The organism is Thermoproteus uzoniensis 768-20, assembly GCF_000193375.1.
In the GTDB taxonomy this organism is placed as follows: Archaea; Thermoproteota; Thermoprotei; order Thermoproteales; family Thermoproteaceae; genus Thermoproteus; species Thermoproteus uzoniensis_A.
The window spans coordinates 41,384-54,160 of the sequence record NC_015315.1; the positions used below are offsets into that span (position 1 = coordinate 41,384).

A 12,777-nucleotide genomic window follows, 5' to 3' on the forward strand; every position below is an offset into this window, starting at 1 on the left:
GTCACCCGGCGCCCCAGATCTTTTCAAGATTGCGCCTGACCGCGACTAGGTACACCAACGGCGGTATGGCGCTCAGAATGCCCGCGGCGGCCACCCCGCCGTAGCTCATGGCTATGGGGCTCATGAGCTCTCCTATATATATCGAGAAGGTCTGGGCTCCGCTGAAGCTCAACGGCTTGGCCAAATTGTAGGGCGTCGACGTGAAGGCGAGCGGGAAGATGAGCGCCCCCCACGAGAATAGGAACGCGTAGAGGCCGGCGACGCTCATGCCGCTTCTGCTGAGGGGCAGAATCGCCTTCGCGAAGGCCTTTATTCTGTTCATCCCGTCGGCGAGCGCCGCCTCCTCTATCCTTCTGTCGAAGCCGGAGTAGTAGTTGTAGAGTATCCAGATGCTGTAGGGGAGGGTCATTATGGGGTACGTCAACACTAGGGCCCAGAGGGTGTTTAATATTTTCAATTCCCTAAGTATTAAGAAGAGCGGCACTATGTACACGAGGGTGGGGGTGGACATGAGGTACAGGATATACGCCACGAGCTTCCCCCCGCCGAGTCCGTGGACCCTCATCTGGTAGGCCGTCATGGCCGCGAGGAGGACCGTGACGACGGAGTTTATCGCGGATATGTATATGCTCATCAAGAAGAAGGGCAAGCCTCCGCCCAAGGCCTGGAGGTAGTTGGACGCGTCGAGCCGGGAGGGCAATATGCTGGGCGGGATCTGTATTATCTCGCCCGGAGGCTTCACCGACATTAGGAGGAGCCACCCGAGAGGCAGAGCGACGAAGGCGAGATCCAGCGCCAGCACGGCGTAGTGCAACGCCTTGGGCAACTCCCTCCTGGGGATCCAGGCAGGGGCGGGCAATCTGACGAAGGTCCTCGCCGATAGGGCCTTCATGTACGCCAGCGACAGCCCAGTCCCTATCGCCGTCATCACAACTATCAACATGGCGGAGTACCCGAACTCCCCTGCGGAGAAGGCCTCGTAGCTGTAGTAGGCCAGGTTGTCGAGTATGCGGGGCCCGGCCTGGGCCGTCCCGATATATATGGGATCGAAGGTGAAGAAGCCCGTAAGCGCCGTGAGTATGAAGGCTGTCAAGATCTGGGGCGATACGAGGGGCAGATCCACCGCCAGGAACTTCCTGGGCCCCGCCAGGCCGTCGGCCAACGCCGCCTCCTCGACCGCCTTGGGTATTGCCCTGAGGCCCGAGTATATCACCAACACCGCGGTGGGGAGGGAGCGCCAGACGTCGACAAGCACCACGGTCCACACCGACATTATGGGGTTTGTCTTGATCAAGCCGGCCTTCATTAGGTAGTAGCCGAGCCCGTATAGGGGGTTGAGCATCAGGTACCACGCCATTGCGGCCGTGACGGGCGGTATGAAGGCGGGCACCATAAGGGGCAAAAGCCACTTTCCGCCCAGCCGCCTTACGGCTAGGGCTATGGGTATCGCCAGCGCTATAGATATGACGGGCGTGGCTACTGAGTAGAGGATCGTGTTCCAGACCACCAGAGGCCCGTAGGGGTCTTTCTGGAACAGCCAGAGGTAGTTCCCGAGGCCTACCCACTTGAACGTGCCTTCGTAGGTCCTCTCGTAGAGGCTCAAGACGGCGTTGTCGGCTATGGGGTATATGGTCAGGGCGAAAAGGTAGATGAGTGCGGGGAGGGCCAAAAAAAGGATTTGTTTATCCCTCATTACGATATCTTCATTATGCTGAGCCAGGTCTTGTAGATATTCATCTGGGTGGTCTCGGCGTCTTGTTGCCCTCTCAGGTAGTTGGCCACTTGGTTTATGAAGTAAGGCCTCATGTCTGTGAAGAAGTTGGTCACCCGGTTGACCAGCGTGAGCCTCTGTAGATCGGTCACGTTGGCGCCCGCCTTGAGCAGAGGCACGAAGGGCTGTAGCCAGCTCATGGAGGGCACCTGCGCGGCGGCCTCTATGCCGCTTATGGTCGCCGGCACGAAGCCCACCTTCTCGGCGCCTAGCTTGTACATCTGCGGCGAGATTAAGAACGCTATGAACTCGGCGGCCAGTTGCGGATCGCGGGCGTACGGGTTAATCCCTATGAAGGTGGGCGCCAGGCCGGTGCCGTACGGGTTCCTCCCGCCGGGGAGCGGCGATATGGCTATGTCGCCCGCCACCTTAGAGACCGATGCGTTGTTGTATATCGGTATGAAGCTGGTCCAGGCGGCCACCATGGCGTAGTCGCCGGTGAGGAAGAGGTCCCTCAGCTGGTCGTACTCCATGGCCTGCACGTCGATAGGCGGCTGGAACTGCACGAGCTTCTTGTATGTCCTCAACGCCTGGATGAAGGACGGGCAGCCCACGGTTATATTCACGGCGCCGCTGGGCGTGTATCTGAAGTAGGCCCAATAGCCCTGAGTCGGCACGGCTCCCTTGGCGACGTCCGCAGGTATGCCCACGCAGGAGTCGTTGAGGGCGTAGGTGTAGAAGATTGTTATGAAGCCGTTGAATATGGCCTGCTGAAGGCCGTCGGGGAATAGCAAGGCGTATTTGGCCACGTGTTTAGACTGGAGGAACTGGGCCGCGTCTATCAACTGGTCCCAGGAGGACCACGTCAGGGGGTTGAGGTCGAAGCCGTATTCCTGCTTGAACTCCGCCTGCAACGTGGCGTTGTTGAATATAGATTTCCTGTAAACCAAGACGTAGCCGAAGACCATCTGGAAAGGCACGCCGAAGATCTTAGTTATGGTTCCGTTCTTGGACAACACAATCACCGAGACCATGGCGCTCATGGGTATGTCGGATCTGTTGAAGAGGCCGCTGTTGAAGTACGGCCTGAGGTCCATGAGGTAGGGCGCCAACGTGGAGGCTTGCGACGGGTAGAATATTATCAACGCGGGGTCCGGGTTCTTGTTCTGGAGCGCCGTGAGGGCCGTCTGGACCATCTGGCCGAAGGGGACGGGCTCTATAGTTATCTGGACGCCGGGATGGGCCTTCATGAACTCGGCCGCGGCGAGCTTTATGTAGGGCATGAGGGTCGGATCGCCTGTGGGCACCAATATGGTGAGGGAGCCCGAGAGGCCGGTGGTGGCTTGTGATGTGGACGACGGGGATGTCTGGGGCGCGGACGCCGACGGCGCGGACGGGGCTTGTTGCTGTTGCTGGGAGAGCATCACGACGACGGCCGCTACGACGATAACAACAACTACAACCGCTATTACCAGAGTTTTGTTGATCGCCATGTTACCCCCATTGTTTAGTTTTTTAACAGTTGGGCTAATGATAGCTAAAGCATGTCGGCGAGACGCGCCGACGGAAAGGGGAAAAAAGGCTATCCCTTGGGGCTCGCCCCCTTGCCCAGCGCCGACTCGAGCATGCGCTTCGCGGTGTAGTAGCGGCGGCAGTCGGGGCACATATAGAGCCACTCGGGGTCGCCCTTGATGCCCATCCTCCGCTTGACCGTCTCTATATGCCTCAACGTGTCGAAGGGCCTTCCGCAAGACTTGCACCTAACTACGTAGTCCACCGCCTTCTCCTCAACCTCGGGCGGGAGGGAGTCGTGTCTCCCTACCGCTATGGCCTTCTCGGGGCAGACCTCCTCGCAGTAGCCGCAACCGACGCACTTCAACGGGTTTAGAGTCAGCTTTATCGCGTCGCCTGTCCTGGAGACGTCGAAGGCCCTCTGGGGGCATTTGGCGAAGCAGACGCCGCAGAGCGAGCACTTGCTCGGATCCACGTCGACCCTATACATCTTGAGCGCCTGCGTCTTCCTGCCGGTGTAGGCGTCTCTGAACTTCGAGAGGACCTCCAGATAGTCCCTCCGCCGCGAGCCCGAGTAGGAGACGGCCTTGGGCGACGTCCTCACGACTGCTCTATCCTCCTTCGACTCGATTTTCTCGAAGCCGAAGGCCTCGGCGACCTCCTCCACTACCTCGAGCCCCGCCTTGGCCCCAGCCGCCGGGCATTTGAGGTCGGGGCAGTACGCCTCCACCTCCCCCGCCGCGGCCGCCGCCTCTAGGACCCACTCGGGGCCCAGAGCTCCTATACACGGCAGTCTGTAGACGTATCTGCCCTCGGCGCTGGCCTCCGCCGACTTGTAGCAAGTGAAGACGACGCGGGACGTGCCGTGGAGCCTCGCCTTGGCCAACGCCGCCGCGATCTCCACGTCGTCGGCGCCGGGAGCCGAGAGGGCGCCCGTCGGGCACGAGGATATGCAGAGGCCGCACTCGGTGCACTTCGAGGGGTCTACCGAGACCGACCTGTCGGCGAGCTTGAGGGCGCCCGTCGGGCAGACGTCGACGCACTCGGAGCAGCCGAACCTCGCCATGCAGAGCTCCGGCGACAGCTGGGGGACGGCCCTCTTGACGAAGATCTCGCCCCTCAACAAATCCCTCCTGGTGACCGCCTTGCTCGCCTCTAGGTGGAACTGTGCTCTCCTCGCCCTGAGCTGGGCCGCCGCGATCTCCACGGCAGAGGAGGCCCTAGCTACGTGGACCTCGAGGGGGTGGAGGCCCTTGGGGAGCTCCGGCGGCGCCTCGGCCTCCCTCAACACCACCACTATCTGGGCGCCCGGGTTGTCCCTCGCGACCGCCTCGAGATCCTCCTTGGAGGGATCCTCGACGACTACTACCTTCCCGTCGTTACTGAGAATCCTCATCTTCGCTCATAATGATCTCGATTATATCTCTATCTTGGTTGAGGAATTCCCTTGTGAACAGAAGCGCCTTCCTCACGTACTCGGTCGAGGCCTGCTTCAAGGCCCTCCTCACGAAGACGGGGACCCACGTCAGTAGGTGGTTGGTCAAGAACCGGCTCTCCCCCTCCAGATATTTGAAGGGGTCGTCGGCCTCCTGCTCCTTGAAGGCCAGATAGGACATGAACGCCAGCTCCACCGCTATGTGGTCGGCCCTCAAGTCTCTGAACCCCTTCTCGAAGCCCGCGCCGTACTCTGCGTAGAACTTCTTCACCGCCTCCTCCACCGATAGGTCCAGGTAGCCGGTGTGGAGATAGCCCTCGAAGGGCGGCACGGCGTAGTCTATCCTAGTGAGGTCGACCTCTATGGGCGTGAGGTCGTCGTAGTCGTCCACCTTCTTGGCCAGATCCACCAAGGCGTCTAGGTGCTTGAAGTCGTATATCCGCGCCAGGGCCTTCCTCGCCGCCTCCACCGCCTCGAGCTTCGACGCCACGAGCTCCTGGAAGTCAGACAGCCTGTAGGGGTAGATGAAAACCGACGAGAGGAAGTCGTAGAGGACGGCGCGGAAAAAAGATATTTGTTTAGATAGTTGCAGGAGCATTAGGTCCCCTCTCCGGTCGGCCCTCCTACCCCTCCTCCGCAGTGGCCTCCGGTCGGCTTGACGCCCTTGAGCTTCGACAGTATCTTCGGCACGTCCGCGGCGCCGGTCCTCACGGCGAACTCCTCTTCCTTGGTCATTGAAGGCCACTGGTAATCGCGGCCCGCCACGTTGACGGGGGTGCCCGGCATTATGTAGAGGCTCGGCGGGTCGGTGCCGTACTCCGGCCCGAGCGGGACCGCGCCCCTCCTCTTGGCTTCTCTGTATATTATGCTGTTGGGGTCGTCCATGTCGCCGAATATCCTCGCGCCGGCGGGGCAGTTCCTGACGCACGGCGGTATCCTCTCGTACTCCGGCAGAGACTCGTCGTATATGCGGTCTATGGCCAGAGTGCACTTCTTCGACACGCCCTCCACGGGGTCGAAGGTTATGTTGCCGTAGGGGCACGCGTTCTCGCAGTACCTGCAGCCGATACACACGTCGTAGTTTATGACCACAACGCCGTCCTCCTTCCTCTTGAATATGGCGCCGGTGGGGCACACGGTGGTGCACGCCGGGTTCCTGCAGTGGAAGCAGCTTATCGGGACGCTGAAGGTCTTGGTGTTGGGGAACTCGCCGACCTCCACGTGCAACACGCGCAGGAAGAACACCGACCAAGGCGCCTTGCCGGGCTCCGGGCCCCACGGGTTCAGATCCGTCATCGGCCCGTAGCAGCCGCTGGAGTGCCACTCCTTGCAGGCCAGCATGCAGGCGGCGCATCCGAAGCATTTGCTCAGGTCCGTGAGGATGGCCAGCTGGACCATGGCTACTCACCCACGGTTTTTCCCTTCTTCTTCGGCTGTAGCGCCGATTCGAAGCTGTAGCCCATGCTTCCCTCCACCGCCTGCTGGAACTGGTACCACGCCGAGTTCACCTGGTACCAGCCTATCCCCATCTCGCTCGGCTGCTTGTACGCGTTGTAGTTGAAGACGCCGATCGACCACGCCTCCTCGCCCACTATGAGCTTCGGCGGAGTCTTGAGGATGCTGTCGGCGTTGCCCCAGGCAGACTCGGGCTTGTCGTTGGCCACCCTCACGATCTTCACGCGGAGGTCTCCCCACGCTGTCTTTCCGCTGAACGGGTCCAAGTTCAGCGTCGGGTACTTGCCCTGCTGGACAGCCGCTATGAGGCCGTCCACGGTGTACTGCGAGTTGGGGACGCCGCCGAGGCTCTCGGCCCTCGTGTAGATATATATGTCGTTGAACATGAAGCCCTTGGTGACCTCCAGCGAGTTCGGCGGTATGCCGAAGGCGCCGGCCCTCGCGTTCCTCGACTTCCAGTAGCCCACCACGCCGGGCGCTATGGCCTCCGTCAGCTTCACCTGTCCCCTCGCCACCTCCCCTCCTCTGCTGGTGAACTCCACCCAGTCGCCGTCCTTTATGCCGTACTGGGCGGCGGTCTTGGGGTTCATCCAGACCACCGAATACGGTATTATCTGCCTCAGCCACGGGTGGTGGTTCTCCCAAGTGTGGTAGTACCACGGCGTCGTCTTCCTGTTTATGGTGGCTATGGGGTACTGATCCAGCGGCGATCCGTCCGGGGTCTGCCACTCGAGCGGCGGGTACCAGGCGGGTATGGGGTTGTAGGTCAACTTGATTATCTTCGCCACGTTGGTGCCCCACCAGTCGTCGGGCGGCGACGCGTTCTTCCGGGCTAGGTCGAGGTACTTGGGGTCCTTCGTCTTTTCGTACATGTAGTAGTAGTAGGCGTTGTAGCCCTTCCAGAGCTTGTAGGCCGCCAGCTTGTACTTCTGGATTATCTCGGAGTACAGCTGTATGATCACCGGCTTGGCGTACGGCATCATGCCGACGCTGACGGCCCACTCCAGATAGCCCTTGTTGACGTGGCGGAAGTACCTTATCTCCAGCGGTAGCTCGTAGTAGCCGAAGGCGTGTCCGACGGTCTGCGTGCCCGGGTTGACGCCGGGCGGGTACTTGCCGTTGGTCACCGGGATCTTCTGAGGCGGCGGGTACGTCTTCTGGCTTGAGTAGTTCCCGGCGGGTATGAAGCCAGGGTAGACGTACATCTTTATCTGGTCGGGGTTTGGCTCGCCCTTGCAACAGGAAGTCCCTCCTTTGCCTCTCGCCATGTAGAGCACGCCGACGCCCGGCGCTATCTGGAACTTCCACAGCCAGTCGTACATCTTGTTGGGGTACATGGGGTTGCCGTTCTGGTCCAGGAAGCCCGGCAGGCCCAGCTTCTCGCCCAGTATTATCTCGCCGTCGCTCCACGGTATGACTTCCTTGAACAGCGGAGGCAAGATGGGCCACTCTATATTGTCGGCGGGGCCGTAGGTGGCGCTCGTCGGCCTGTCCAGCAGGCTGTGCTCGCCGTAGCGCTCGAAGAACGTGGTGTCGGGTATCACCAAGTCGACGCAGGGGACAGACCCGCCGTAGAACGTGTCGACTATCGCCACGAACGGTATCCTGTACCTCCCGTCGGAGTCCCTCATCCTCAATAGGCCGAGGTCCTTGTCTATGTCGTATGCGTTGTCCCAGTAGGGGTTGGTTATGTGCCAGAGCAAGAACTCGACCCTGTACGGCCACTCGAGGCCTGCGTCTATGTTGACCGCGGTCCACACTCTGTGTAGGGCCAACGGGAACTCCCAGCTGAACGCCCTGTCTATCAGCAACGGGTGCCCGTTGTCGTCGACGACGACGTTGTCGGGCGTGTAGTTGATGACCTTAGTCGTCACCTGTATCGCCTTGGGGTACGGCACCTTGTAGACGTGCGTGACCTGGACAGTCCCGTCGTTGAGTATCCTCTCGGTTATCATAGTGCCCCCTATGGCGCCTATCAGCTTCTCGCCGTTGGGCCCTGTGAACAGCGACGGGTTGGCCGCGTAGTCGTCGGCCGTCACCCTCATCCTGGGATCGGGCGGCGTTATGTAGGGAGGCCAGTAGTCGCCGTCGGGTATGGGCCACGGCGCGGGCGGCTTGTACATCCAGCCGCCGGGCGCGTCCACGGCTCCGACCAGCGCCAGGAGCAGGGCGAAGGCGCGGGTTGTCTGGAAGCCGTTGGAGTGGGCCGATATGCCTCTCATTATGTAGACGGAGAACGGCGTGCCGATGAAGTAGTCGTGCTGTCTGCCCAAATAGTCGGTCCACTTAGCCGGCACCACGACCCTCCCGTTGTTAAGTAGGTCGATGATCTTCTGGGCGAGCTCCCTTATCTTGTAGGCAGGCGGGGTGCCCCACTTGGCCTCTATGTTCTCCGGCGCGTAGTCGGGCTTCATGGCCTCCTCCTCTATCAACGTAAACACAGTCCTGACGTTTACCGTCACCGTCTCCGCCGTGTCGGGCCCCTTCGGCACGGTGACGGTGCCGCGGTACTCCAGCACGGGCGACACGCCGTTCTGCCAAGGCACGTCGGTGAACGGGTATATGTTGCCGTCGGAGCCCATCACGGCGGGGACCCAGTCGCCGTTCTTGTTCTTGACTCTCAAGAACAGCCCGGTGTTGGGGGCCTGCGGCGGATCCACGGAGCCGTCGGGGTTCGTTATCACGAGCCACGGGGCATTGGTGTACCACTTGAGGTACTCCTCGTCTATGGCCTTAACCCCGTTCTTCCACGCGCTGATGAGGAGCTGTATGACGGACCAGACCACCAGCCCGTCGGTGCCCGGCATGACGGGTATCCACTCGTCGGAGACCTGTCCGAAGTTGCCGATCCTCTCCGGCGACATGTATATGATCTCGCCTCCTCTGTCCTTCACCTTGGTGATCTCCCTCCTTATTATGGTCGGGAAGTGGTCTTGGGTGACTCCGGCGAGGATCAAGAGCTTTATATATCTGCTGTCCCACCCGCCGTACTCCCACCAGGTGCCGCCCAGTATGTACGAGCCTCCCGACGCAACGTTAGTGGCGCAGAACCCTCCGTGGCCTGCCTGGTTAGGCGAACCGAACATGGCGGCGAACCAGGTGTTCTCGGCCGGGTTGTACTGGTCTCTGCCGGTATAGTAGACGAACTTCTCGGGGCAACATTGGTTTATCTTCTTCATGCCGAGGAAGCCGTACTTCCAGCCCCTCTCCTTCAATATCGCCGCGTCGTCGCCGTTGACCAATATGTCCAGCATGTCGTTGTACGTGATCTCTATGAAGTTGCCCTCGCACCTCTCGCTGTTGGGCACCCTCAACAGCGGCGATCTCAGACGGGCGGGGCTGAGGTAGTGGAGCATGGTGGACGCGCCTATGGGGCACGTCCCGCCCTCGTTTCTGGTGTAGATGGAGCCGGTTATGAACCTCGGCAACTTGTTGGGGCTTATGGTCACCTGCACGTTGCACCTGCCGAGGCAGCCGTAGCAGGTAGTGAAGGCCACCACGTCGCCGGTCGTCGCCTCCAGCTTTGCCCCCTCCTTGAAGACCTTGCCGAATATGAACTGCTCCTTGCTGACGGTCGCGGCTACGGCGACGGCAGTGCCGGTTACTGCGGCGAGCTTGAGGAAGTCCCTCCTAGTGAGCTTGGGGCTTACGACCACCATGGCCCCCACTGGCTAGTTGCTTGCAGTAGTGGGGTGAACGGGTGGTAGTAGTAGGCAGTCGCTATGACTATGTACCTGAGCGTGTAGCCGCCGATCATAACTGCTAGGAATATGACCGGTATGGCATACGCGGCGAACTTCCCCAGCGGGTCCGTCCTCATTAGGGCTATCTCGAGGAGCAGAGGTATCGCTATGCCGAGCGTCACGACGAAGCCCCAGAAGTACGGCGCGTAGTCCTGGAACAGTAGCTGGGTCAGCGGTATTTCGGCCTCGACGTGGTTGGAGAAGGCGACGCTGAGGAACAGCGCCCACGCGAAGGCCTCGAAGACCACGGCGAGGAGGTCTATCCAGCTCAGCTCGTGGAGGAAATGCCTCAGCTTGGCTATGTCGGACCCCCTCTCCAACTTGACGAATCTGCCCAGCAACAACATGAACGCCGCGCCGTAGCCCAAGCCCGACGAGAGCCAGAGCAGGGGCAGAGAGCCGTTCCACCAATATGACTTCCCTCCGGCGGCGGCGAAGAGGTAGGCCGTGTAGACGGTGGCCAATACAGCGTTTATCATTATGAGGTAGTACAGGGCGTTCAGGAACGCGGGGCTCTGGAGAGGCTTGATGAATGTGGAGCCAAGGTAGAGCAGCCCCCAGAGGAACATGCCTCCCAGGAACATGACGCCCCAGTCCATCCAGGATTGGGCGAGCCTGCCGTTGACCCACCCTATGAAGATTATGTTGCCCGCCCTAGACGGGACTCCCAGATCTATGACGAAGAACACCAACGCGACTATTATGAAGAGCCAGCCGGCGATCATCCCGTAGCGCGTGGCTATGCCCTTTATCTTCCTCGCCTCGTAGAACGCCGACAGCAACATGGTCATGGCGCCAAGCGCAGTCATGAACACGGCGACCGCGATCCTCCACCCCCATATCATCTCGAAGTCGGGCGGCATATAGGGGCCCCAGCCGTTCCAGCTCACAGGCCAGGGATTTGACATGAGAGGTTGACGCAGGCCCTAAGTTAAGCCTTGCTTTCAGCCGCCGAAAAAAGCCGGGGGGCCCTCTCAAGCGCCGCCGGCAGTTTTTTCGTCTTTTTGAAAAATTTGGCGGATGATCTGCGCCACCAGGGCTCTGCCGGCCTCGCACTTGAGGCTGAGAGTGTAGCCGTAGACCTTGCAGTGGGCGGCGAGGGCCGTCAGCCTCGCGCCGTATTCGCCGTGCGGCATCAAGACGACTCTACAGCCGTCGGGGAGCCTCACCGAGGGGAAGAACTCGAGGATGGCCCTCGCTATTACTCTCTCCGCCTTCCTCACCATCTCGGGAGGGACGGAGAGGTGTTGGGCTATGGCCGACACCACGTCGTTGCCGAACTTGGGAGGCAACAAGACCTGGACCGTCCTGCCGAAGTCGTCGGCGCAGAACCCCAGAGGGGGCCTCCCGAGCCTCCTCAGACCTATCAAGACGAGCCTCACGTAGGCCTCTACCTCCTCGTCTGCCAGATCGGCTACGCCCCAGTCCTCCTTCAGCCTCCTGATGGCGGCCCTCAGCACGTGGTCGGGCGCCCCCTGCTCTATAGCTACCGCCGCGACGTAGAAGGCGCCTTTGGGAGTTATGGCGTAGGCGCCTCTCCCGAGCTTCAAGACGAGGCCCATGCGGGACATCTCGACTATCTTCCTATACGCCGTGGCTATGCTAACCCCCGTCTCCCGCGATATGTTATATAGCGATATGTGCGCGACTCTCGACCTGCTATATAACAAGAGCAGTGAGATCAAAACCGAGAGGCTCGTGGCGTCCAGATGCAAGCCCATGAAGTGGAGATGGAAGTGCTATAAATATTCCATCAGTTTATATTTATATGCAAATTATTTATATTTTTAGAGTAGCAATGATGTTATATGTATTATAATATTCATTAAGTAGTTTTAATTTATTTATTATAATGAACAATTATGAAGTATTATAGTTTTACTAATTATTCTCGATCGCCATGTACATAGCCGGAAGCCAGGGCCTATAAATATACGTGGTTCCCGGCCTCCATGGACCGAGTCAAGGTGCCTCTTCCCGGGATGGAGCTTGGCCACGTAAACGCCTACGTGTTGAGGTGCGGCGACGGGTACGCCCTCGTCGACGTGGGGATAGCGACCTACGACGCGGCGGTGGGGCTCTTGAGGGGTTTGAGGGAGCTCGGCGTGAGGCCTTGGGAGATAACCAGAGTCTTCGTGACTCACTTCCACGCCGACCACTCGACTCTCCTCTCCCTCCTCTCTCAGATAGCCCCGGCGGAGTACTACATAGGCGAGGCCGAGTTCAGACACGTGGCCTCGGACTTCGACAGGTTCCTGTCGGAGCTGTTCTCGGAATATCTCCGGCAGGGCGTGCCCAAGGACCTGGTGGAGGGGGCCCAGAAGGTGGCCCCCATGGTTAGGTTCAAGAAGGCGTTTGAGGAGATCTGGGGCCTTCCCTGGAGGCTGGTGAGGGACGGCGAGGGGCTTCCCTGCGGATTGAGGGCGCTCTGGACGCCGGGCCACACGCCGGGGCACATAGTCTATGTGGGGGACGGATTCGCCTTTACGGGGGACCACATACTGCCCAAGATCACGCCCAACATATCCTACTGGTACAAGATAGAGGGCTACGACCCCTTGGGGGAGTATCTGAGGAGCCTTTCTAAATCCAGGGGGCTCGGCCTGGGCTATCCCGCCCACGGGGAGCCCATAGCCGACCTCGACGGGAGGATACGGGAGATAGAGAGGCACCACGAGGAGAGGCTGGCCGAGATAGAGGCCATACTCGCCGAGGGCCCCATGACCGCCTTCGAGGTGGCGAGGAGAGTCCGCTGGGATATAGGCCCCTTCGACGGCCTCGACGTATACAACAAGTTCTTCGCGGTGGGCGAGGCTCTGTCCCACTTGGTCCATCTAGAGTTCGTGGGCAGGGCGGAGTCTAGGGAGGCGAACGGCGTGGTCTACTGGCGTAGGGCGGCCTAGCTGTAACTAGTTAGGTTT

9 protein-coding genes are annotated in these 12,777 nt (G+C 60.2%); 1 reads left to right on the plus strand and 8 read right to left on the minus strand.

All coding sequences use genetic code 11. The features are described 5' to 3' along the window. Window position 1: 1 nt before the first annotated feature. The 8 genes from TUZN_RS00200 to TUZN_RS00235 form a co-directional block, all read right to left on the minus strand. Entirely contained in the window at window positions 2-1,693 is a 1,692-nt protein-coding gene (locus TUZN_RS00200; protein WP_013678886.1) for an ABC transporter permease, read from the minus strand. Further along, entirely contained in the window at window positions 1,693-3,204 is a 1,512-nt protein-coding gene (locus TUZN_RS00205) for an extracellular solute-binding protein (protein ID WP_013678887.1), read from the minus strand. Before TUZN_RS00205 ends, TUZN_RS00200 begins: the two co-directional genes overlap by 1 nt. An 89-nt stretch (window positions 3,205-3,293) precedes the next feature. Beyond that, window positions 3,294-4,619, minus strand: a complete 1,326-nt coding sequence (locus TUZN_RS00210) for a 4Fe-4S binding protein (RefSeq protein WP_013678888.1) — start codon at window positions 4,617-4,619, stop codon at window positions 3,294-3,296. Next, a complete protein-coding gene (locus TUZN_RS00215; RefSeq protein ID WP_013678889.1) occupies window positions 4,603-5,256 on the minus strand; it encodes a TorD/DmsD family molecular chaperone in 654 nt (217 codons plus the stop codon). Before TUZN_RS00215 ends, TUZN_RS00210 begins: the two co-directional genes overlap by 17 nt. Next, window positions 5,256-6,056, minus strand: coding sequence for a 4Fe-4S dicluster domain-containing protein (locus TUZN_RS00220; RefSeq protein ID WP_013678890.1), 801 nt, complete (start codon window positions 6,054-6,056; stop codon window positions 5,256-5,258). The genes TUZN_RS00215 and TUZN_RS00220 overlap by 1 nt, the downstream gene beginning before the upstream one ends. Before the next feature lie 2 nt (window positions 6,057-6,058). After that, window positions 6,059-9,772, minus strand: coding sequence for a molybdopterin dinucleotide binding domain-containing protein (locus TUZN_RS00225; protein ID WP_052886267.1), 3,714 nt, complete (start codon window positions 9,770-9,772; stop codon window positions 6,059-6,061). After that, window positions 9,760-10,764, minus strand: a complete 1,005-nt coding sequence (gene nrfD / locus TUZN_RS00230) for an NrfD/PsrC family molybdoenzyme membrane anchor subunit (RefSeq protein ID WP_052885971.1) — start codon at window positions 10,762-10,764, stop codon at window positions 9,760-9,762. The genes TUZN_RS00225 and nrfD overlap by 13 nt, the downstream gene beginning before the upstream one ends. Window positions 10,765-10,830: 66 nt before the next feature. Then, a complete protein-coding gene (locus TUZN_RS00235; protein WP_052885972.1) occupies window positions 10,831-11,577 on the minus strand; it encodes a hypothetical protein in 747 nt (248 codons plus the stop codon). 231 nt (window positions 11,578-11,808) lie between these two features. Here TUZN_RS00235 and TUZN_RS00240 point away from each other — a divergent pair, with 231 nt between their 5' ends. Further along, the gene (locus TUZN_RS00240) at window positions 11,809-12,759 is read left to right on the plus strand and encodes an MBL fold metallo-hydrolase (RefSeq protein ID WP_013678895.1); all 951 of its coding nucleotides are present in this window, start codon (window positions 11,809-11,811) and stop codon (window positions 12,757-12,759) included. Window positions 12,760-12,777 lie beyond the last annotated feature (18 nt).

Bases quoted from the DNA above. Each gene is read 5' to 3' on its own strand.
- TUZN_RS00200 (WP_013678886.1), bottom strand. From the start codon at position 1,693: ATGAGGGATAAACAAATCCTTTTTTTGGCCCTCCCCGCACTCATCTAC.
- TUZN_RS00205 (WP_013678887.1), bottom strand. From the start codon at position 3,204: ATGGCGATCAACAAAACTCTGGTAATAGCGGTTGTAGTTGTTGTTATC.
- TUZN_RS00210 (WP_013678888.1), bottom strand. From the start codon at position 4,619: ATGAGGATTCTCAGTAACGACGGGAAGGTAGTAGTCGTCGAGGATCCC.
- TUZN_RS00215 (WP_013678889.1), bottom strand. From the start codon at position 5,256: ATGCTCCTGCAACTATCTAAACAAATATCTTTTTTCCGCGCCGTCCTC.
- TUZN_RS00220 (WP_013678890.1), bottom strand. From the start codon at position 6,056: ATGGTCCAGCTGGCCATCCTCACGGACCTGAGCAAATGCTTCGGATGC.
- TUZN_RS00225 (WP_052886267.1), bottom strand. From the start codon at position 9,772: ATGGTGGTCGTAAGCCCCAAGCTCACTAGGAGGGACTTCCTCAAGCTC.
- nrfD (WP_052885971.1), bottom strand. From the start codon at position 10,764: ATGTCAAATCCCTGGCCTGTGAGCTGGAACGGCTGGGGCCCCTATATG.
- TUZN_RS00235 (WP_052885972.1), bottom strand. From the start codon at position 11,577: ATGGGCTTGCATCTGGACGCCACGAGCCTCTCGGTTTTGATCTCACTG.
- TUZN_RS00240 (WP_013678895.1), top strand. From the start codon at position 11,809: ATGGACCGAGTCAAGGTGCCTCTTCCCGGGATGGAGCTTGGCCACGTA.